Annotated in this window: 21 protein-coding genes and 1 pseudogene; 15 read left to right on the top strand and 7 right to left on the bottom strand. The window is 44.2% G+C overall.

Going from position 1 to position 21,991, the window contains the following annotated elements; translation table 11 throughout:
• Positions 1–29: 29 nt before the first annotated feature.
• Positions 30–404 carry a type IV pilus biogenesis protein EbsA gene (gene ebsA / locus ACYTXL_RS34095; RefSeq protein WP_461928440.1) on the top strand — a complete coding sequence of 125 codons (375 nt, stop codon included), beginning with the start codon at positions 30–32 and terminating at the stop codon, positions 402–404.
• A gap of 313 nt (positions 405–717) precedes the next feature.
• Here ebsA and ACYTXL_RS34090 read toward each other — a convergent pair whose 3' ends face one another.
• Positions 718–924, bottom strand: a complete 207-nt coding sequence (locus ACYTXL_RS34090) for a DUF433 domain-containing protein (protein WP_461928444.1) — start codon at positions 922–924, stop codon at positions 718–720.
• On the opposite strand from ACYTXL_RS34090, the gene ACYTXL_RS34085 reads away from it, so the two are divergent.
• The 3 genes from ACYTXL_RS34085 to ACYTXL_RS34075 all read left to right on the top strand — a co-directional run bounded on the left by ACYTXL_RS34085 (position 859) and on the right by ACYTXL_RS34075 (position 3,924).
• Positions 859–1,071: a hypothetical protein gene (locus tag ACYTXL_RS34085; RefSeq protein ID WP_461928439.1), complete on the top strand. Its 213-nt coding sequence runs from the start codon at positions 859–861 to the stop codon at positions 1,069–1,071. The genes ACYTXL_RS34090 and ACYTXL_RS34085 overlap by 66 nt on opposite strands.
• A 120-nt stretch (positions 1,072–1,191) precedes the next feature.
• Entirely contained in the window at positions 1,192–3,105 is a 1,914-nt protein-coding gene (locus ACYTXL_RS34080) for a GTPase family protein (protein ID WP_461928443.1), read from the top strand.
• A gap of 177 nt (positions 3,106–3,282) precedes the next feature.
• The gene (locus ACYTXL_RS34075) at positions 3,283–3,924 is read left to right on the top strand and encodes a hypothetical protein (protein WP_461928438.1); all 642 of its coding nucleotides are present in this window, start codon (positions 3,283–3,285) and stop codon (positions 3,922–3,924) included.
• Positions 3,925–4,061: 137 nt separating this feature from the next.
• Here ACYTXL_RS34075 and ACYTXL_RS34070 read toward each other — a convergent pair whose 3' ends face one another.
• Positions 4,062–4,520 carry a DUF29 domain-containing protein gene (locus ACYTXL_RS34070; RefSeq protein ID WP_461928437.1) on the bottom strand — a complete coding sequence of 153 codons (459 nt, stop codon included), beginning with the start codon at positions 4,518–4,520 and terminating at the stop codon, positions 4,062–4,064.
• Between the two features lie 141 nt (positions 4,521–4,661).
• Positions 4,662–5,771, bottom strand: coding sequence for an S-(hydroxymethyl)glutathione dehydrogenase/class III alcohol dehydrogenase (locus ACYTXL_RS34065; RefSeq protein WP_461928436.1), 1,110 nt, complete (start codon positions 5,769–5,771; stop codon positions 4,662–4,664).
• A gap of 297 nt (positions 5,772–6,068) precedes the next feature.
• Here ACYTXL_RS34065 and ACYTXL_RS34060 point away from each other — a divergent pair, with 297 nt between their 5' ends.
• The 4 genes and pseudogenes from ACYTXL_RS34060 to ACYTXL_RS34045 all read left to right on the top strand — a co-directional run bounded on the left by ACYTXL_RS34060 (position 6,069) and on the right by ACYTXL_RS34045 (position 11,352).
• Positions 6,069–7,352 carry a valine--pyruvate transaminase gene (locus ACYTXL_RS34060; protein WP_461928435.1) on the top strand — a complete coding sequence of 428 codons (1,284 nt, stop codon included), beginning with the start codon at positions 6,069–6,071 and terminating at the stop codon, positions 7,350–7,352.
• 94 nt (positions 7,353–7,446) lie between these two features.
• Entirely contained in the window at positions 7,447–8,013 is a 567-nt protein-coding gene (rimM, locus tag ACYTXL_RS34055; RefSeq protein ID WP_461928434.1) for a ribosome maturation factor RimM, read from the top strand.
• 55 nt (positions 8,014–8,068) lie between these two features.
• Positions 8,069–8,689, top strand: a complete 621-nt coding sequence (locus ACYTXL_RS34050) for a Uma2 family endonuclease (RefSeq protein ID WP_461928433.1) — start codon at positions 8,069–8,071, stop codon at positions 8,687–8,689.
• Between the two features lie 311 nt (positions 8,690–9,000).
• Positions 9,001–11,352 (top strand): annotated as a pseudogene (locus ACYTXL_RS34045) (phosphoketolase family protein).
• Between the two features lie 553 nt (positions 11,353–11,905).
• Here the strand turns inward: ACYTXL_RS34045 and ACYTXL_RS34040 are convergent.
• The 3 genes from ACYTXL_RS34040 to ACYTXL_RS34030 form a co-directional block, all read right to left on the bottom strand.
• Positions 11,906–14,329 carry a hybrid sensor histidine kinase/response regulator gene (locus tag ACYTXL_RS34040; protein ID WP_461928432.1) on the bottom strand — a complete coding sequence of 808 codons (2,424 nt, stop codon included), beginning with the start codon at positions 14,327–14,329 and terminating at the stop codon, positions 11,906–11,908.
• Positions 14,330–14,495: 166 nt separating this feature from the next.
• Positions 14,496–14,666, bottom strand: a complete 171-nt coding sequence (locus ACYTXL_RS34035; protein ID WP_461928442.1) for an adenylate/guanylate cyclase domain-containing protein — start codon at positions 14,664–14,666, stop codon at positions 14,496–14,498.
• Positions 14,659–14,793: a hypothetical protein gene (locus ACYTXL_RS34030; protein ID WP_461928431.1), complete on the bottom strand. Its 135-nt coding sequence runs from the start codon at positions 14,791–14,793 to the stop codon at positions 14,659–14,661. The genes ACYTXL_RS34035 and ACYTXL_RS34030 overlap by 8 nt, the downstream gene beginning before the upstream one ends.
• Positions 14,794–15,022: 229 nt before the next feature.
• Between ACYTXL_RS34030 and ACYTXL_RS34025 the strand changes: the two genes are divergently transcribed.
• The 5 genes from ACYTXL_RS34025 (at position 15,023) to ACYTXL_RS34005 (ending at position 18,901) form a co-directional block, all read left to right on the top strand.
• Complete coding sequence (locus tag ACYTXL_RS34025; protein WP_461928441.1) at positions 15,023–16,606, top strand: DEAD/DEAH box helicase family protein; 1,584 nt, start codon at positions 15,023–15,025, stop codon at positions 16,604–16,606.
• Between the two features lie 55 nt (positions 16,607–16,661).
• The gene (locus ACYTXL_RS34020; protein ID WP_461928430.1) at positions 16,662–17,876 is read left to right on the top strand and encodes a DUF790 family protein; all 1,215 of its coding nucleotides are present in this window, start codon (positions 16,662–16,664) and stop codon (positions 17,874–17,876) included.
• Between the two features lie 15 nt (positions 17,877–17,891).
• The gene (locus tag ACYTXL_RS34015; RefSeq protein ID WP_461928429.1) at positions 17,892–18,134 is read left to right on the top strand and encodes a hypothetical protein; all 243 of its coding nucleotides are present in this window, start codon (positions 17,892–17,894) and stop codon (positions 18,132–18,134) included.
• Positions 18,135–18,228: 94 nt separating this feature from the next.
• A complete protein-coding gene (locus ACYTXL_RS34010) occupies positions 18,229–18,465 on the top strand; it encodes a hypothetical protein (RefSeq protein ID WP_461928428.1) in 237 nt (78 codons plus the stop codon).
• A complete protein-coding gene (locus ACYTXL_RS34005) occupies positions 18,452–18,901 on the top strand; it encodes a type II toxin-antitoxin system VapC family toxin (RefSeq protein WP_461928427.1) in 450 nt (149 codons plus the stop codon). The genes ACYTXL_RS34010 and ACYTXL_RS34005 overlap by 14 nt, the downstream gene beginning before the upstream one ends.
• A gap of 224 nt (positions 18,902–19,125) precedes the next feature.
• On the opposite strand, the gene ACYTXL_RS34000 is transcribed toward ACYTXL_RS34005, so the two are convergent.
• Positions 19,126–19,815 carry a PD-(D/E)XK nuclease family protein gene (locus tag ACYTXL_RS34000; RefSeq protein ID WP_461928426.1) on the bottom strand — a complete coding sequence of 230 codons (690 nt, stop codon included), beginning with the start codon at positions 19,813–19,815 and terminating at the stop codon, positions 19,126–19,128.
• A gap of 102 nt (positions 19,816–19,917) precedes the next feature.
• Between ACYTXL_RS34000 and ACYTXL_RS33995 the strand changes: the two genes are divergently transcribed.
• Positions 19,918–20,340, top strand: coding sequence for a hypothetical protein (locus tag ACYTXL_RS33995; RefSeq protein WP_461928425.1), 423 nt, complete (start codon positions 19,918–19,920; stop codon positions 20,338–20,340).
• A 75-nt stretch (positions 20,341–20,415) separates the two neighbouring features.
• Positions 20,416–21,991, top strand: a 1,576-nt coding sequence (locus ACYTXL_RS33990) for a tetratricopeptide repeat protein (RefSeq protein WP_461928424.1), incomplete at its 3' end; no start/stop codon positions are given.

The following is a 21,991-nucleotide window of genomic DNA, read 5'->3' as shown; positions in this document are numbered from 1 at the left end:
TTGCCAAATAACTTGAGGAACATTTAACAATGTCTATTGAGCAAATCCAGCCTGCCACTGAACAACAAGCCAGTGTTTACTTACCTTACGTTCAGGGCGCTAGGCGCAATTTCTTACCTTATGCCATCAGTCTTTATCAAAAAGGGGTCTTGGAGGGACATCGCAAGATAGAAGCTAGTGAACATGTCCCCTTTGTCGCCTCCTGGAATGTTGGTACCCTACCCTCAGACTTAACCCGTTGCCGAATCCAGTTTGATGGCAACGCTGAACTGAGTTACGAACTGATGATGGCTAGTTTCGAGTTTATTAATTTTTTAATTGAACTTATGGAGAACTATAAACGTTATCGCGTGACCGATTTTTCACAACCGTTTTACCGCAAGCTACTGCGTATAGACGATTGATTAAACTCAGCCGGGCTTTTGCCAGTTCGCCTTTTCTTTAAATTGTCTTAAGCTTTAGCATGAGCCAGTGATGGAAGCCACAGCCATTACTCCTTGAATGCTAAAAAAGTGTAGCATTATTAGTATTTTAAGTCCCTCTCACAGGCGATCGCTATTTTTATTCTTGCTTGCGATCGCTGAATCTATCGAAGACAATCGCTCCTGATCTCCCAAAATCTAATTAAAAAGCGATCGCACTCTAAATCTTAGATTTCAGGTAATTTATGAAAGACGTACATTCAATATAAGCACTCAAAATACAAACGAATTTGGCTCACTGTCTCTTCGCCGTAGATTCAGCTTCCAAACGGTCGTATTCTTCAATTTCTGCGGCAATCTCCGTGTCAATTACTTCCTGGTTAGCATAATAGTAAGCTAGCGCTGCATAAACTTGTGCCAACATTAGCTGTGGTCTTTGCACAACTATCTCTTCCGGTTTTATGCCTGCGTTGAAGTCGATCCCAATGTTGTGTTCCGTAATCCGGTGTCCCGCAATCCGAGGGCAACCACCACAGGTTCCGGGTGTGCTGACAATCAGCGTGCCAATGTCGGTAATGCTTTGGATAGCTTGTCCAGTTGTTTATTTAGCTGCCTACAGCAAAATAAAACATTTATTCTTAATAATTAGGAGTCTACTAGTAATCCCAAAATACCAAACATCCTGCCTAGATTGGAGACGATAGACTTTTTATAAGAGTAATTTTTGCAAAAACTCGAATTTCCCAACATTTCAAAGCAGGTATGGGCAATGGTGCGATTAAAACTGTGGCAGTGGGTTGTATTGGCAATCCCGATCGCTTTCATCATCATTTTCTTACTGGTATCCGCCGGTTCGCAAATTCATGCCTGGGGTATTAGTTGGATTTGGGGTGTGTTCACCCTTCTATTCGTGGGTTGGCGTTGGCTGCTAGTTAAATGGACTCAACCTGCTGCTAACCAAGTGGAAGCTGTATTAGCCCAAGTCCGCGAAGAATTGGAATCGACAGCAGAGGATACAGTAGGGCTTCCAGTGGGAAGTGATGTTACAAAGCTTGCAGAAGGCGCACTCCAAGATATTCTGCAAGCGGCACAAAGCGATCGTCCAATTTGGGAAGACTGGCAAACTTTTTGGACGCGATGCCAAAATTTGGTGGTGGCGATCGCTCATATCTACAATCCTCAAATTCAATATCCCCTGCTGAATATTTACGTCCCCCAAGCTTACGGGCTGATTCGAGGAACGGTGGATGATATGGATCAGTGGATGCAAAAGTTATCCCCAGTCCTCAACCAAGTAACAGTTGGACAAGCATACCAAGGATATGAAGTCTACCGGAAGTTGGAACCATCGGCTCGGAAATTCTGGCGTGTTTGGAACTGGGCACAGTGGGTTTTAAATCCGGTGGCGGCGGTGGCAAAACAAGCCAGCCAGGGTTACAGTAACCAAGCAACTCAGCAATTGTTGGGGAATTTGAGTCAGTTATTCCGGGAAGCTGCCCTGAGAAACTTATGTCGGCAGGCGATCGCTCTTTACGGACGTAGTACATTACCAGTTTCAGCATCCTTACGTACACCAACTCTACCCAAGGCAAAAACCCAAACACTCCGAGAAATCTTGACTCAAGCTCAACCACCCCAGGTGGTTGAACAAAAGCCCGTGAATATTCTGCTGGTGGGGCGCACGGGATCGGGAAAAAGTAGCCTGATTAACACGCTATTTCAGACGGATCTCGCAGCCGTTGATGTTTTGCCCAGTACCGATCGCATTCAGAATTATCAATGGCATCAAAGTGGAGAAACCCTGACGCTTTTGGATACACCTGGTTATGAACAAGTCAACCGTGGCGATCTCCGAAATCTGGTGCTTGATTATGCCATCAACGCTGATTTGTTGCTGTTAGCTACCCCTGCCCTCGATCCTGCCTTGCAAATGGATGTGGACTTTTTGCAAGACATGAAAGCAGAAGTTGCAGATTTACCGGCGATCGCGATCGTTACCCAGGTAGATCGTCTGCGTCCGCTCCGCGAATGGCAACCACCTTATGATTGGGAATGGGGCGATCGCGCCAAAGAAATTGCGATTCGAGAAGCCACTGAGTATCGCGCTAAACTGCTGGGAAACTTCTGTAATCTAGTTCTACCAGTGGTTACAGGTGACAGCAAAACAAGTCGAATCCCTTGGGGTGTGGAGGCGCTATCGTTAGGATTAGTCGATGCGATCGCGCCTACCAAACAACTGCGTCTCGCCCGCTTTTTGCGTAACCTAGAAGCCCGTACCATCGCCGCCGCCAAAATCATCGACCACTACACCTTCCAGATGACGACAACACAGGGACTAACGGCATTGCTCAAAAGTCCCGTCCTCCAGTTTATTGCTACGCTCTCAACCGGATCTCCAGCCCTAGCATATATGCTGGCAGAGCAAATTCCCGTGGAACAGTTGCCGATTGTGATTGGTAAACTCCAAATGGGATATGAGCTTTTCTCGCTCTTGAATACAGGCAACCTTAACCCACTCAACTTTGAATTGCTATCTCTGTGGCCGCTACTGCTGGAAAACTCAGCTTCACCCGATCGCAACGCCTGGGCATTTGGTCACGCCCTAGTGGAATACTGGACTCAAAATTTAACGATTGAAAAACTTCGGGAGCGATTTGAGTATTATTTGGCGATTTCCAAATAATTTGTCTGTATTGAGGAATTAATGTCCTTGACACTTAAGCAGGTTGATTACCCTGGAAAGTCTGAGTCGATTACACTTTGTTGCCTTCTTCATCAAAACTTTATCAAATCAGTAAAAATACTAGCTTAGAGTTAGTTTAAAATCCCACTTATCTTTACCAAAAGCAAATAAATGAGTATGCGAAGACTATCTATGGCTGCTCTGGGAGTGGCATTTATAGCTATGGCAACTATACCTACACTTCCAGCTCAAGCTGCCCTACTAGAGTTTAACTTCACTACCAAAAGCAGCGGAACAGGTTCATTTACCTTAGACACGGACACTGCCCGCGATCCTAACCCAGCCTTATTTTCAAACCCTGATGGATCTTTTACTGATGGGATTTCATACCCAGGTGCTATTTCTGACTTTACTTTTTCAGCACCATCTAGAAGTTTTAGCAACCTCAGTGGTGACTTCGGTGTTTTTCCATCTCTTCCTTTAGCTAGTAATAGCGTAGGGGCTCTGAGCACTGTTCTTTCTCCAGCCGGATGCTTAACAGCACCTGACTACTCCTGTTCAGTTGGAATTGATGTAAAGTACTTAGGCAATATTTCAGAACTTCCCGTACTTTCCACTAACCCACTTTCCTACTTCACAGCTACTGACATTAAGTTCCTTGATTCCCAGACGAGCAAGCTTCTTAGCAGTGATCCGATAACTAGTTTTCGAGCTGTACGTGTTCCAGAGTCTGATTCTGTACTAGGCTTATTAGCTATTGGGGTTGGAGGCGCAGCTTTGCTACTGAAGCGTAAATTTAGTGTTACTCATCTGGGTTAAAGCAGTACGCCTGAAGCTGTGGGTACTGATTTCCCACTGTAAACAAAAGGCTAAAACTATTATGCCATAATAGTTTTAGCGTTCTGTGCAGCGAAAAAGTTGGATAATGTAAGCGTAGCCCATCCCAGACATTGCTTTTATTCCATTAAATCATCTGTCGCAGCCTCTCCCGGATAAAAGCGATCGCTCAGAATTTCCTCAAAAGGATATAAACATTGCTTGGGAAATGTTAAGAGTGGCAGATTTGTTTCTCCCGATGCTAAATCCCTACCATTTTCATAAGATTCCTGGAGTGCTTCTTCAACGTAAGGCTTCAGGCTAGGATTTTCGTTGAGCAACTTGAGAATTTCCCGCCGTTGTACTCTAATTGTCGCCAACCAACTACGACTCCTTTGCTTTGGTTGATATTCCCATTTAAGCAAATGTCCAATTAATATACCAAGACGATTTCTCAATTCTTGGCGTTCCTTTCTTCCCAAAGATTCAATTTCCTCAATTAAATTTGGCAGATCAAGCTGGTTCCATTGGTGATAACGCAGAAGGTTAGCTTGTTCTTGAGTCCAACTGTAAAAGTCATTTTCGTAGAGGTTTGGCATCAGGTTTTTTTTTTGCCGTTTTTCAGGTTTGTAGTGTCTACATAATTGAATAATTCATAATTATATTTCAGATAGAAATTTAAACCTGATTTGAAACACGATTGTCTGCATAAGCATCAAGTACGAATTACGAATTACGAATTAGAAAGTCACTACACTCCGAATTGATTCACCTTTATGCATCAATTCAAAAGCATCATTAATTTGCTCAATTGGCATTACATGGCTAATCAAATCATCAATATTTATCTTACCTTGCATATACCAATCAACAATTTTCGGCACATCTGTACGTCCTCTAGCGCCACCGAATGCCGAACCTTTCCAAACGCGCCCAGTTACTAGTTGAAAAGGACGAGTACTGATTTCCTGTCCAGCACCAGCAACACCAATAACCACACTGACACCCCAACCTTTGTGGCAGCATTCTAATGCTTGACGCATAAGTTTGACATTACCAATACATTCAAAACTGTAATCAGCACCGCCTTTGGTTAAATCAACCAGATAGGGAACTAAATTACCCTCTACTTCCTGGGGATTAACAAAGTGTGTCATGCCAAACTTTTCTGCCAAAGCGCGTTTGCTGGGATTAATATCCACCCCGACAATCATATTTGCCCCTACCATCCGCGCCGCCTGGATGACATTTAAACCAATACCACCCAAGCCTAAAACCACAACATTTGCTCCCGGTTCCACCTTGGCAGTATTGATGACTGCACCGATACCAGTAGTCACACCACAGCCAATGTAACAAACCTTATCAAATGGGGCATCTTCCCGAATTTTTGCCAGGGCGATTTCCGGCAGCACCGTATAGTTGGCAAAAGTCGATGTACCCATGTAATGATGAATCATCTGCCCATCGAGACTAAAGCGACTGGTGCCATCGGGCATGACACCGCGTGCTTGAGTTAGGCGAATGGCTTGACAGAGATTAGTTTTGAAACTCAGACAATATTCGCACTGACGGCATTCGGGAGTGTAGAGGGGAATTACATGATCCCCTGGTTTCAAACTCGTGACACCAGCACCTATCTCTACTACCACACCAGCGCCTTCATGTCCCAAAATTGCCGGAAACAAACCTTCGGGATCGTCACCAGATAAGGTAAAGGCATCGGTATGACAAACCCCACTGGCTTTAATTTCAACTAACACTTCGCCGGCTTTTGGCCCCGATAGTTGAACGGTTTCAATCGTCAACGGCTTACCTGCACTGTAAGCTACTGCTGCTTTAACTTGCAATGTCAGCCCTCTTATATAGTTTTGTCATTTGTCATTTATCATGATTATTTTCCTCATCTCCCCCATCTCCACTCCCCTCATAGGTATTGAGCGCATGATACAATTTTGTATCACTTCATCGTATTTATTCAGCGCGATCGCCCCTATAACGATAAATATTACTTTGTTAAGATATCATTCTCCAGCTAGATTAGTTAGAGACGGTAACAGCTGTTTTGCCAACGATGTAAACTTGATGTCAGCAGCAACCCTCAAATAATTTGTCCACCCCTCAATTCATATATTTTGTCACAGCTTATGAACCCTGCCCTAACTCAAATTGGCGCTCAAATGTCCAACCTGACTGGCGTAAGAGCAATCATGAAGGATATTATCGAAACATTACGAGCGGGTGCAGGGCAGCAGTTTATTAATTTGAGTGCTGGGAATCCGTTGATTTTGCCAGAGGTAGAGCAATTATGGCGGGATTGTACTGCACAGCTTTTGGCTAGTCCAGAATATGGTGAGGTAGTTTGTCGCTACGGCTCAAGTCAGGGTTATGCACCATTAATTGAAGCGATCGCTAATGATTTTAACAAACGCTACGGGTTAAACTTAAGCGATCGCAATATCCTGATCACCCCCGGTAGTCAAACCCTTTACTTCTACGCTGTTAATACCTTTGGTGGCTACACTCCTAGCGGCGAGTTAAAACAAATCGTTTTGCCCCTGAGTCCTGACTACACAGGTTACGGCGGTATCAGCTTAGTTCCAAAAGCCCTAATCGCCTATAAACCGACTCTTGATATTGATGCAGCCGCCCACAGATTTAAATATCGCCCCGACTTCAGCCAACTGTCGATTACAGAAAATACTGGTTGTGTCCTCTTCTCTCGCCCCTGTAATCCTACTGGTAACGTCCTCACAGATGATGAGGTGAAAAAAATTGCTGCCCTGGCTGCACCTTATAAGGTACCCGTGTTAATTGACTCAGCTTATGCGCCTCCCTTCCCAGCATTGAACTTTACCGAAATGACACCAGTGTTTGGTGATAATATCTTACACTGCATGAGTTTATCGAAAGCGGGATTACCAGGAGAAAGAATTGGTATTGCCATTGGGGATGAAAAGTGGATTGAAGTGCTGGAGTGTTTCCAGGCAAATATGAGTCTCCATTCTTCACGTTATGGCCAAGCGATCGCCGCTTTTGCAATCAATTCTGGTGCCTTGGTAGAAATTTCTCATACTGTCATCCGTCCCTTTTACCAAAATAAGTTTACCGTTTTAGAAACCAGCTTAGAACAAGCGATGCCCAAGAATTTACCTTGGTTTCTCCATCGCGGTGAAGGAGCAATTTTTGCTTGGTTGTGGTTACAGGATTTACCCATAAGTGATTGGGAATTTTACCAACGAGTCAAGCAAGTAGGTGTGATTATTGTCCCTGGAAGTAGCTTTTTCCCCGGTTTAGAGGAAGAATGGGCGCACAAGCACGAATGTTTCCGCATCAGCCTCACCGGCAGCGATGAAGAGATTACCACAGCTATGCAACGTTTAGCAAAAGTGGCTGAAGAAGCTTATCAGCGTGCAGTTGTGAGTGCTTGAGTCGGGAGTTAGGAGTAGAGACGCGATTAATCGCGTCTGTACAGGAGTTAGGAGTTATAAGAATTCTTTCCCAATGCCCAATGACAAATGAAAAATGACAAATGACAAATCAGATAATTGGCTAGAAATTGGTAAGATTGTTGCCCCTCAAGGATTGTCTGGGGAATTACGGGTTTATCCTGTATCTGACTTTCCCGAAAGATTTGAGGTGCCGGGAAAACGTTGGTTGTTGCGTTCAGGTGAGACAGAACCACAACCAATCGAATTATTGACAGGACGTTATATTAGTAACAAAAACTTGTATGTGATTAAATTAGCTGGTGTGGTAAATTGCGATCAGGCTCTGGCCTTACGCGGTTGTAAGTTAATGGTGCCAGCAAGCGATCGCCCCCAATTAGGCGAAGATGAATATCATGTCTTAGATTTGATTGGCTTGGAAGTTTTTATGCAAGCATCTGGCGAACTCGTGGGGACGGTGGTAGATATCATCTCTGCTGGGAATGATTTGTTAGAAGTGAAGTTGGATAAATCATTTGCTAGTGACAAAAAGCAAAAGACTGTTTTAATTCCATTTGTGCAAGCGATCTCACCAGTGGTAGACTTACCATCTGGTCGGATTGAAATTACGCCACCGCCTGGGTTGTTGGAAATAAATAATTAGATCATTAATTGAATGGGGATTATTAATTTTTAATTTTGAGTTCGGAGGAAGCGACGTGACTCAAGCTTTACCAAAAATCGTAACTTTTGAAGAATTTGTCAAGTGGAAACCAGAGAATGAACGCTATGAATTGCACAACGGAATAATTGTTAAAATGCCTCAACCTGTAGGAGACCATGAAGAGGTAACAGGATTTTTAGCTTTTGAACTGACTAGAGAATGTATCCGTTTAAATCTCCCATACTTCATACCCAAGACAGCACTAGTCAAACCACCTGTAAATGAATCAGGTTACTCGCCAGATGTACTGTTGTTTAATCGCCCTAATTTGATCAACGAACCTCTGTGGAAAAAAGAATCCACTGTTATTCAACCTGCATCAATTCCTGTAATTGTTGAAGTTGTTAGTACGAATTGGCGTGATGATTACCTCAAAAAATATGCGGATTATGAAGAAATGGGAATTCCTGAATACTGGATTATTGATTATGCTGCTTTAGGCGGTAGAGAGTTTATTGGCAAACCAAAACAACCTACTATCTTAGTTTGTTCTTTGGATGAGGGTGAGTATCAAGTTAGCAAGTTTCGGGCTACAGACCGCATCCACTCCCCAACATTTCCAGAGTTACATTTAACTGCTCAACAGATTTTTCAAGCGGGTAATATTTCATATTAATTCATAAGACCTCTTGCAAAAGTCCCTAACACCCCACCCCCAGCCCCTCCCGGCAGGCTCTTAGGGGAGAATTTGACGTAAGTCAAAGGCGGGGTGGGGTTCTTTTTTTTGATTTATGCAATAAGTCTATAGTTCATAATTCATAAGCGTAGCCCGTTGTAGCGATCGCTTTCCATCCTCTGCCAAGAGCTAAGGAATTTAGTCACAAAGGCTGGAAAAATTCATCATGGGTAGATGGCCATCATCTAGAAAACAAGTAGAATTGCGTACTGATGAACCCGTCAAAATCTTTTTGGAATGGAGTGTCGATAATGACATTAGCAACGATTCCACAAACCAAGCCTTTAACAGATGAAGAATTACGTAAGATAAACGCCTACTGGCGTGCAGCTAATTATCTTTCGGTTGGGCAAATCTATCTACTCGACAATCCGCTACTAAAAGAACCGCTAAAGCTGGAACACGTCAAACCCAGGCTATTGGGGCACTGGGGAACTACACCAGGGCTGAACTTTATCTATGTTCACCTGAATCGGGTGATCAAAAAATATGACCTAAACACAATCTATATTGCCGGGCCTGGTCATGGAGGCCCCGGACTGGTAGCCAATACCTACCTAGAAGGCACCTACAGCCAGTATTATCACAACATCTCCCAGGATGCTGAGGGAATCCAGAAACTCTTCAAACAATTCTCTTTCCCCGGTGGTATTCCCAGCCACGTTGCACCGGAAACCCCTGGTTCGATCCATGAAGGCGGTGAACTTGGTTACGCCCTTGTCCACGCTTACGGTGCTGCTTTTGATAACCCTGACTTGATTGTTGCTGCTGTTGTCGGTGATGGGGAAGCTGAAACAGGTGCTTTAGCGACTAGCTGGCATTCCAACAAGTTTCTTAACCCTGTACATGATGGTGCTGTACTTCCGATCCTGCATCTGAATGGGTATAAAATTGCCAATCCAACAGTACTGGCACGGATCAGCCATGAGGAATTAGAAAGCTTATTTGTGGGCTACGGCTACAAGCCATACTTTGTCGAAGGTAATGATCCCGCAGATGTCCACCAGCAGATGGCGGCGACTCTAGATATAGCGATCGCCCAAATTCAAAACATCCAAAGAGAAGCCCGTGTACATGGTTTCACCGAACGCCCCCAGTGGCCGATGATTGTCATGAGAACCCCCAAGGGTTGGACAGGACCCAAAGAAGTCGATGGCAAAAAAACTGAAGGTTCTTGGCGATCGCACCAGGTTCCCTTGAGCAACATAGCCCAACAGCCAGAACACCTAAAAATCCTAGAAGATTGGATGAAGAGTTACAAACCAGAAGAACTCTTCGACAGCAACGGTAGGCTGATTCCCGAACTAGCAGAACTGGCTCCCCAAGGTCATCGACGCATGGGTGACAATCCCCACGCCAACGGCGGTATTATGCTCTCCGACCTGAATATGCCCGACTTTAAACAGTATGCGGTAAATGTTTCCCAACCAGGAAAGGCGATCGCGGAAGCTACCAAAGTTACCGGCAAATTCCTGCGCGATGTTATGCAACTTAACCAAGAAAGTAGCAACTTCCGCATATTTGCCCCCGACGAATTGGCATCAAATCGTTTGGATGCCGTGTTGGAAGTCACAGATAGAACTTGGGTCGCGGAGATTTATCCTGAAGATGACCACCTTTCCCCTAACGGTCGCGTGATGGAAATTCTCAGCGAACATTGTTGCCAAGGATGGTTAGAAGGCTATCTCCTCACAGGGCGTCACGGGTTGTTTACTTGCTACGAGGCATTTATCCACATCATTGACTAGATATTCAACCAACACGCCAAATGGTTGAAAACTACCTTAGATATTCCCTGGCGTAGACCGATCGCTTCCCTCAATTACCTACTCTCCTCCCACGTTTGGCGACAAGACAATAACGGCTTCTCGCACCAAGACCCCGGTTTTATCGACCATGTAATCAATAAGAAAGCAGATATCGTCCGCGTTTATTTGCCCCCCGATGCCAACACTCTGCTATCAGTAACAGACCATTGCTTGAGAAGCCGCAACTATGTCAATGTGATCATTGCCGGAAAGCAACCAGCATTGCAATATCTGAACATGGATGCTGCTATCAAGCACTGCACCAAAGGTATCGGCATTTGGGAATGGGCAAGCAACGACCAAAGCAGCGAACCAGATATAGTAATGGCTTGCGCTGGGGATATTCCCACCTTAGAAACCTTAGCGGCTGTAGACATCCTGCGCCAGCACTTTCCTGAGTTAAAGGTGCGGGTAGTGAACGTAGTCGATTTAATGACACTACAGCCAAAAAGCGAACATCCCCACGGTTTGAGCCAAAAAGACTTTGACACGATTTTCACCACAGACAAACCCATTCTCTTTGCCTTTCATGGCTATCCCTGGCTGATTCATCGGCTAACCTACCGTCAGACTAATCACGATAACTTGCATGTGCGTGGCTACAAGGAAGAGGGAACTACCACCACCCCCTTTGATATGGTTGTTCTCAACGATCTTGATCGCTTCCATTTGGTAATTGATGTAATTGACCGCGTGCCCAAACTAGGATATAAGGCAGCTTATGTCAAACAGCAGTTGCAAGATCAGCTAATTGAACACAAACACTATATTGATAAAAAAATACTCAACTACTGATTGTGGGGTGGGCGTCTCGCCCTCATCCCCTAACCCCTTCTCCCAAGTTGGGATTCGGGGAACTAGAGAATTTGCTCCCCTCTACCAAAATTGGTAGAGGGGGTGGGGGTGAGGGTCAAATCTCGAAAGCTTGCCAAGGCTATATTTCTACGTTACAGCTATTTTCAGGTAAATAGACCACGCGGTAGGGGCACAGCATGCTGTGCCCCTACGACAGATGTGGTTCAGATACATGATTTCTGCTGTAAGTTGACACCAATGGCGACACGAGCGCCCTAGCCAAAGGCGGGCTTTCCGTCCCACCCCACAAGTAGTAGTAATTTATTTGTTGGAAATCCCTAAGGGGGGACAAGGAGAGTCTTTAATACTCGTGAATGAAGCTCGGAACTCCACTCCCTTGCCCCCAATAATTCTCTAGGAGAGGCTGCGCCAACGGCTTCTCTACGAGACGCTACGCGAACGCTCAGTACAAGTGCCCAATACTTCTCTAGGAGAGGCTGCGCCAACGGCTTCTCTACGAGACGCTACGCGAACGCTCAGTACAAGTGCCCCATCAAGTACGTCCGGTGAGGTTGGCAATTACAGCCGCTAACTCACCCGGATTAACTGGCTTGGGGACGTAGAGTTGAAAGCCTGCCAACAGGGCTTGCGTGCGATCTTCTGCCCTAGTATAAGCTGTCAGCGCTACTGCTGGAATCCGTCCTCCTTCGTCTGTTGGCAGCGCCCTCACTTTCCGAATTAATGTGTAGCCGTCTTCTTGGGGCATACTAATGTCGCTTACCAGTACATGGGGGTGAAATTGTTGCAGGGCAAGCAGTGCTTCACAAGCAGATGCAGCTGCTATGACTTGGGTGCCATACTCTCTCAGAATCGTTGTCAGCAAATGACGCGCCTCTGCCTCATCATCGACAATCAGCACCCGCAAGCCATCTAGCTTCGGTAGGTAATTCTTAGCCTCTTGGACATGTACGAAAGATGAAAGCTGTTCTGCTGTATTAGCCTCTAGATAAATGGCTTTCATTGGCAGATTCACAATGAATGTCGCCCCCTGTCCAATTCCTGGACTTTCAGCAGAGACTGTACCACCGTGTAATTCTACCAAGTGGCGGACGATCGCTAACCCTAATCCTAACCCACCGTGCGATCGCGTGCTGGAACTGTCGGCTTGACGAAAGCGTTCAAATACATGGGACAGGAATTCGGCAGCAATTCCCCCTCCCGTATCGCTGACTCGAATTTGCATATAAGATTCAATGCCCTGCAATTGCACATCGACTCTTCCCCCTTTGGGTGTAAACTTGACGGCGTTGGAGAGCAAATTCCACACAACCTGTTGCAAGCGCTTGGCATCACCCATAATTACCCCGACTTCCGGGTTGAATTGACACTTGATGCTAATCTCTTTGGCCTGGGCTGCTGGGCGGACAGTATAGATTGCTGCCTCTACAAGTGGTACAAGTTTTACCTGATGAATATTTAGATGAAGTGTGCCTCTAATAATCCGCGAGACATCTAGGATATCTTCGATCAGTTGAGTTAGGGATTTGGTGTTACGCTCAATAGTCTCTAGTGCCCGAACAGTAGTAGTCTCATCAAACTTACGACTCCTAAGTAGCTGCGTCCAGCCCATTATGGCGTTTAGGGGTGTGCGGAGTTCGTGGGAGAGTGTGGCGAGAAACTCATCTTTGATCCGGTTTGCAGTTTCGGCATCAGCGCGTGCTGATTGTTCGCGCTCAAGCAATTGTTTGCGTTCTTGCTCTGCTTGCTTGCGTTCTGTAATGTCGCGTTGAGTTCCCCAGGCTCTGACTAAAAGCCCATTTTCGACAATTCCCACTAGATTATTCAAAAAATATTTGGAATTACCTTGCTTATCTATTTCATGGGACTCTGCATCAATTAGTCGGTAGTTAGAACGGATAAAACTACGCAGGTATGCAATATTATCTGGATCGGAGGAAACGAGAAAGTCTCCTAGTCTGGCGCTGATAATTTCTCCGGCACAAGAAAAGCCATACATCTGCGCCATAACATTGTTGCATTCCGCTAAGTAAACATATTGGTAAAAATGTTGAATTTGTTCATCTTCTGGACAGTCTGGCGAAATTGGAACTTCCAGTTCAATGCACCAAATAGCTTCTGAACTCTGCTCTAAAAAAGCGCGGTAGCGTTCTTCGCTTTTGCAAAGGGCAAGCTCTAGTTGTTTGTGTTTGCTTAAATCAACTACAAAACTAATAATATCGTCTGGATTATTTTCTAACAAAGCAGAACTTAACAGGACAGCAACCCGGCTGTGATCTTTGCGGATATATTCGTTCTCAAAGGGCTGAGACACGCCTTTGGTTGTCAGTTCTGCGTTAGAGAAAATCACCGAAGGTATCGCGCGATCGTTAGCTTCAATATATTCTGGTGGGATCATCTCGCGCCATCTAACTTGCCCTGATCGCAAATCTTCTTGCGAATAACCTACCATTCCTAAAAAAGCATCATTAGCTTCTGCGATCGCTCCGTCCATTTTGGTTACAATTACCCCAATGATATTGGAATCTACCAACTTTCTAAACCTTGCTTCGCTCACCTGAAGATATTGTTTGGCAGTGCGTAACTCGGAATTTAGCAAGCTAATAAGTGTTGTCACCAGCACAAATAGACCTAACCGCAATATGTTGTCTAGACTCGCAACCAAGAGCGAAAACACAGGCTCTAAAAAAAAGTACCTGATCGCTAAAGTAGACAAAGCAGTAGCCAGCAACCCTGCTCCCATGCCACCATACCAGGAACTAACCGCCACGGCGGCAAAAAACAGTAGAAAAATAGTTGGTTCTAATAGTGGCTGTAGCAATAGGCTACCAACAGCCAATAGTGCCACAGCATAAGGCGCTAGCAGGGAACGTATTCCTTTCAATGTGGCTTCTCCTTTTATGCAGCTAGCTAAAGGATTATTCTCAAAATCAGCTAGATAATGCGTAGGCGTAGACATCGCTCAACCCCTATTATGAGCGGAAAAATACACCTGTAAGCAATTAATTGGTACGAATCTATCTAAAGTAGTAAAACTTAGTTATAGCCAAGGTTGAATAGCTGATAATCGTCGCTCTAATTATAGATATTCTCATTTTTACTCTCTATCAAATAGTAGATATTTATTAAACTTTTAAATTGATTTCTTTTAGTATATAAGTCATCATTTCACCTTTACCTTTAACCTTAATTAAACCTCCTTTCTCCAATAAGTATTTATCTTTTGAAAGCTGATAAGTTGTTTCACCAACCTGGATAGTAGCTGCTATAGCGTGTGATTCCATTCTACTAGCAATATTGACTGTATCTCCCCAAAGGTCGTAGGCAAACTTTTTCAGCCCTATTATCGGTTTGCCGACGGGACATTCCCTGACTAATCAGCGCATCTAGTTGGGTTTTGTCGGAATTATTTGGATGAATCATGCACTTTTTGCGTTATTAGTAATTAATGGACTAGGGAATGGGGCATCGCGCATAGGGCATAGCGAATGGAAATAATTACCAATGCCCAATGCCCAATGCCCAATACTTCTCTACGAGAGGCTGCGCCAACGACAACGCTACTTCTCTACGAGAGGCTGCGCCAACGACGTCGCTCAGTACAAGTCAGTACAAGTGCCCAATGCCCAATGCCCAATGCTCAATTTCCAAAATGGCTCGTACCCCTACATTAAATTTTGATCGTGGCACATTAATTTTGCATCCACCACCACGCGGTAAAGGTTGGATGGACTATGCGACGTGGGATGATCGAGTTGAAAAATTCCGCATTCCAGCAATTAGATACCGATCGCTAGTGGAAGCACTACAAGCCGAAGATGTCTATTTTATCGATGAGGCGAAGCAATTTTATCCTGTAGATTTGGTTCCCAGTCTGGAAATGGAACCATATCCCCACCAAACTGAGGCGCTAGCGGCTTGGAAACTGGCGGGTAGACTAGGGGTAGTTGTGCTTCCCACGGCGGCGGGAAAGACTTATTTGGCACAAATGGCGATGCAGTCAACGCCACGCACGACGCTAATTGTCGTACCAACTTTGGATTTAATGCATCAGTGGTATGCACACCTAGTAGCGGCTTTCCCCGATGCTGAGGTGGGATTGCTGGGAGGTGGTTCGCGGGATAGAACGGCAATTTTAATTGCAACTTATGATAGTGCAGCAATTCACGCTGAAACGTTGGGAAATCAATATGCCTTGATTGTTTTTGACGAATGTCATCATTTACCGACAGATTTTAATCGGGTGATTGCGGAATATGCGATCGCACCTTATCGCCTGGGACTCTCTGCGACACCAGAACGCACCGATGGTAAACACGCCGACTTAAATATTCTCATTGGCCAAGAAGTATATCGCAAACGCGCTGAAGATTTGGCGGGGAAGGCATTAGCAGAACATGAAATCGTCCAAATTAAGGTAAAGTTATCGCAACTTGAGCGGGAAAGATACAACCAACTAATTCAAACCCGTAACGACTTTTTAAAGCAATCGAAGATTTCTTTGGGGAGTCTTCAAGGTTGGCAAATGTTCGTCCAAATGAGCGCGCGATCGCAATCTGGACGAAGAGCTATGTTAGCGCACCGGGAAGCAAAAGATATCGCTTTGGGTACTGATGGGAAATTGCGAATTCTCGCTGATTTATTGGCAGAACATTATCCGGCACGAATTTTGATTTTTACTGCGGATAATGCGACGGTTTACCGCATTTCTCAAGAGTTGTTAATTCCGGCAATTACTCATCAAACTCCTGTGAAGGAACGGCATGAGATATTAACAAGGTTTCGAGAGGGTAAATATAATACTTTGGTTGCTTCTCATGTTTTGAATGAAGGGGTTGATGTGCCGGCGGCTTCTGTGGCGATTATTTTATCAGGAACGGGTTCGGCTAGGGAGTATACTCAGCGATTGGGGAGGATTTTACGAAAGGGGAATATTGAGAATAAACGGGCGATTTTATATGAGGTAGTGGCGGAGGATACGAGTGAGGAGGGGACTTCGGCTAGGCGAAGAGGCGAGAGGAAAAACGTAGACGCGACAGAGGCTTCCCAAAGGGTACCGCAGAGGCGCGGAGGACGCACAGAGGAGGAGGAGAAAAAAGTTGTGTATGGCAGTGGAAAGGAAAGGAGTTTGAAGGCAGCGGAACAGTTAGAAATTAATTATTCAGTCCAAAATCCTTCGACTGAGGAAAGTCGTTCGCGTAGCGTTCCGCAGGAAAGTCCAAAATCGCTCGACTGAGCGTTCGCGTAGCGTCTCGGAGAGAAGTCGAAGTCTAAAATCCAAAATTCAGCAGATGTTACCGACAGACTTACTGATGCACCGCCAAAACGGGGAGGAGATTATTCCGAAGAGACTGAAGATTGATCAGAAAACTTCGGAGTTGGCGATTGAGTTAATTAATTATTTTCAATCAGCAGTGGGGAAAACTCAAGGTGTGCTTGAGCGACAACTAACTGATTTTGAAGGAGATTCTACAGATTATCGGGTGAAGCGAGGATTAGCTTATATTCTCAAAAGCAGTTTTTGCACTTTTGAGGTGGTTAGTCCTTTGGAACCACAAATGTTAAGAGAACGAGTGTTTTCGCTAGCTGCAAAGTCTGTTTCTAGTCGGGAATCAACACAAGTTACTCTGAATAAAGTTGCTGATGAGTTAACTCAAGAACTTGAACGGGAAGTTTTATCAGAACAGGTTCGTAATGGACTGTATGCTGATTTATCTGAAAATAAAATTTTGACTGTGTTTGATGCACCAATAGCGCCAGATTTGTTAAATCGATATAACTTATCTCAGGTGCAGGGTGTATTTTATAAAGCCAGTCAACTGGTATTAAATGCTCACCGGAATGTTCCGGGTGAATATAAGCTGTTATTTCGCTATTTAAAGTTGTTTCAATTGATGGCTTATATTGAGGGTGATGCTGACCACGGGTTTACAATTACTATTGACGGTCCGACGAGTTTGTTTAATTGTAGTACGCGGTATGGGTTAGCGATCGCAAAACTTATTCCGGCTTTACTTCACGTTACTAGATGGAGTCTTTCTTCGATTCTCCAAACCCGCGACGCTTATACAAATACTTGGAAAACTGGACGTTTCACTCTCAATTCCGAATGTGGTTTGGTATCCCATTATCCACCAGGGAAGCCCTACGATAGTATGCTAGAAGCATCTTTTGCTGAAAAGTGGGATGCGTTGAAAAGTGGTTGGGCGTTAGAGCGAGAAGTTGATTTGATACCAATTCCCGGTAGTGTGATGATTCCCGATTTCCGCTTAGTGCATGCTGATGGACGTACTTTCTTATTAGAAATTGTTGGTTATTGGCGACCAGAATATTTACAAAAGAAGTTTTCTCAGGTGCGACGGGCTGGACGCGATGACTTGATTTTGGCAATTTCCGAGCGACTTAATTTAGAAAAAGCGGGAGTAAAATTAAATGATGTCCCCGCTAGAATTGTTTGGTTTAAAGATAAGTTATTGCCGAAAGCTGTGTTAGCTGTAATGGATTGAACAAGGATAAATGAGATGAAAACTATAGAAACAATTGCCACAGTTACCAAAGATGGTAAAATTACAGCGCAGTTACCATTGGATATTCCAGAAGGTGAGCATCAGGTGGTAATAGTAATTGATGAGAAGCCTTTGGTAGAGAAATTAGAGAGTAAGGAAAAGCGTCCTTCTCTAAACTTTCCTGTGCATAATTGTGGACTTTGTCCTGAAAATCTTTCTTTAAGACGTGAGGATATGTATGACGATTGGGGTCGTTAACTCTGTATTTTTGGACACGAACATTTTAGTGTATGCAAATGTGTCCGAATCTCTCTTTCACCAAGTAGTGATGTATTAATCTAATAGAAATACTATGAAAAGTATAGAAACAATTGCCACAGTTACCAGAGATGCTAAGATTACAGTGCAATTACCATTGGATATTGCGGAAGGTGAGCATCAGGTGGTAATAGTAATTGATGAAAAGGTTTTGATTGAGGAAACAGAGAAGAAAAAAAAGAAAGCGCCTCTCAAATTTTCCGCCTATCCTGTAGGATTAGTCTCGGAAAGTTTAACTTTCCGTAGAGAAGACCTTTATGCAAACGACTAATAGCTCTGTTTTCGTCGATACGAATATTTTAGTTTATGCAAATTTAGCCTTGTCGCCATTTCATATAGAAGCGACAGAACGACTGCAAGCACTTGCAAAAGAAGGTATTGATTTATGGATTAGTCGCCAAACTTTGAGAGAGTATTTGGCAGCAATGACAAGACGAAGTGACTTAACTGGGAACATTCCTATTACATCTTTAGTGGCAGATGTACGGTATTTTGCTAGTTATTTTCGTTTGGTTGAAGATAATTTGCTGGTGACAGAAAGGTTGCTAACACTCATGGAGGAAATTCCTAGCGGTGGTAAGCAAGTTCATGATGCAAATATTGTTGCCACAATGCTAGTTTATGCCATTCCTCAGTTACTCACTCACAATACAAGTGATTTTGCCAGATTTTCTGGGTTAATTACTGTCTTGCCATTACAAGGTTAACGCCGTGTGCGACTTTATCTCAAACCTAACCCCCAACCCCTTCCCTACTAGCGTTGGGGAGCAAGAATCAAAGCCTCTCGACCTTTCGGGGAGAGGAATGGAAGCGGGGTTCCAAGAGTAGGTTGCATATTATCGCATAGGTTAGATTATTTGTTGTTACTACTCATGAAAATTTACTTCACGTTACGAAATGCAGTCTTTCGGTAATTTTACAATCCCACTGACTAACCCCAAACACTTCTGCGTTCCCAATATTCAGCGACTCTTTTTTCCCACTCTTCCCAGTAATCTTTGATAACTGTTGATTCAAACCAAAATATCTCAGCTGGCATTTCTGGAATCGCTACTACCAAGAGAGCGTGCTTTAGCTGAATGCCATAATCTCGATAATACTCGTTAGCTGCTCCTATATACGCCGTAAGTTGCAGTGGATGTTCATATAAATGCTCAATTGAGCCTTTGGGTTTGTCTGCTGTTTTCCACTCGCAAATACAGGGAATACCTTGATAGCTGGCAATACAATCAACTTTACCAGAATAACCCAAATCATGATGAAAAACAGAGCCTTCCACGAGTCTAACTGTGTCGATTTGTTGTAAAACTGGCTTAATACTCTCCCAATAAAGGCGACTCGCTTCAGGACAAACAGGGTTTTGACCAAGGAGGTAGCGCTCAATTTGTTTGTGTGTTTGGGTTCCCCGACGGCTAGCAGTTGTAGTAATGCGGGTAGCTTCTTCTGTACCAACACGCGCTTTCCAGTTTAATAATCTGTCTCTGTCTGCTTGTGATTTGGTGGCATTAAGTATTGTAGTAACGCTGGGAAAGCGATTTCCCTTGGCATCTACATAATATTGTTTACCATTTTCTCTCTTTGATGTAGCATTAATGCGTGGTAGCAGTTGGGTATCTATCATGCATCAGTTGGTATGTTGACTTTAATATGTGTGATATATTTCCGAAATAAATAAAACTGCATTTGTATCTTCCGGTGGGATGTTGTATCTTATTACTAAATTATGGAGCCTGTAACGCTGACCGCAGTTGGAACAGCGATCGCTACTATAGTTTTAACTAAAGCTCTAGAAAAAACTGGCGAAAAGCTTGGGGAAGCTGCATTAGACAAAAGTCGTGAGTTAATCGAACAGCTACATTATAAAAATAAGTTGCCCCTGTTAGCGAATGCAACACAGCAGCCGTTAGATTATGGCAAAGTACTGCTGGAGTTGAAAGCAGTAGCAGATGCAGATACCGAAATTGCTCAATCAGTGCGAGAAGTGGAAGCAGCCGCAAATGCTGACCCCCAAGTAGCGCGGAAAGTCCAGGCGCTAGCGAATGACCTAAACTCGCAACCAGCAGGCGTTATCAATTCTACAAAGTTAGCTGACTCTATTAAAAACGTCTTTCAGGGAAATACTTTCACTGGTACTAATAACTTCTGACTGTACCCGCCTGAAGGGGAACAGGTAAAGTTAAATCCCTCTACTGAAACACCGCAAAATTTACCTCTAAGTGGGGTGGTAGAGTTTATTGGACGTGAGGCTGAATTGCAAAACCTGCATGAAATGTTGCAGGAAAATAATCAGGTGGTAATTGCTGCGATCGCTGGCATGGGTGGACTGGGTAAAACAGAACTGGCCTTACAATATGCAATGGCTCACCGTGAAATTTACAAGGGTGGAATTTGCTGGTTGTTGGCAAAATCTGGAGATGTGGGCATTCAAATTGTGCAGTTTGCTAGAACTCACATTGATTTAAACCCACCAGAAGGTTTGGATGTCCTCGCACAAGTGCAATATTGGTTTCGGCATTGGCGTGAGGGCGATGTGCTGCTAGTGTTAGACGATCTTGGGGAATATCAGCAGGTTAAGTCTTATTTACCCGCATCATCTTCTCGGTTTAAAGTGTTGATTACCACGCGCCAACACTTAGGAGCATCTATTAAGGAATTATCTTTAGATGTATTGCAATCAGAAGCAGCGCTGGAGTTATTAAAGTCATTTTTTAAAGATACACCACAGCGAATTGAGCAAGAATTAACTGTTGCAAATCAGTTGTGTGAGTGGTTGGGATATTTGCCTTTGGGTTTGGAATTAGTCGGGCGATATTTGGCGCGAAAACAGGATTTATCTCTAACAGAAATGTTGCGGCGCTTGGAGAAAAAACGACTAGAACAATCCGCCCTTGTTAAACCAGAAGCTGATATGACAGCACAACGGGGTGTGTTAGCAGCCTTTGAGTTGAGTTGGCAGGAATTAGAAGACAGGGATAAGCAGCTTGGCTGTTTGCTGAGTTTATTTGCCGTCGCACCTATATCTTGGAAGTTGGTGGAACAGTGTTTACCAGAGGAAGACGAGGAAGAGTTAGAGGAAATTAGAGATGATACCTTGCTGAAACTGCATTTGCTACAGCGTAAAGGTGAGGGAATTTACCAACTGCATCCACTGCTAAGGGAGTTTTTTCAATATAAGCTTACAGGTTTAGAACAGGCAGAGGAGTTTAAGCGAAGTCTTTGTCGGATAATAGTAGCAGTTGCCCAATATATTCCTGACTCGCCCACCCTTGAACAAATCAGCGCCGTTTCTCCTGCTATTCCTCATATAGCTGAAGTAGCGAATCATCTTATTGAATACCTCAGCAATGATGATTTACCTTGGCCTTTCGTCGGTAACGCTCGATTTTACAATGGTCAAGGTTTATATAACCAAGCTTTACCCTGGTATCAAAAATGTCTAGAAGTCACTAAAAAGCGATTGGGAGAAGAACATCCATCTGTCGCCTCTAGCCTCAACAACCTAGCGGGACTCTACAATTCCCAAGGCAGATACAGCGAAGCCGAACCCCTTTACATCCAAGCTTTAGCACTCAGGCGCAAGCTGCTGGGAGAAGAACATCCAGATGTCGCCACTAGCCTCAACAACCTAGCTAATCTCTACAACTCCCAAGGCAGATACAGCGAAGCCGAACCGCTTTTCATCCAAGCTTTAGCACTCACACGCAAGCTGCTGGGTGAAGAACATCCATCTGTCGCACTTAGCCTCAACAACCTAGCGTTACTCTACTACTCCCAAGGCAGATACAGCGAAGCCGAAC

It is taken from the genome of Nostoc sp., assembly GCF_054880495.1.
The sequence above is the reverse complement of the archived record's forward strand: the minus strand, read 5'-3'. Positions and strand labels throughout refer to the sequence as shown.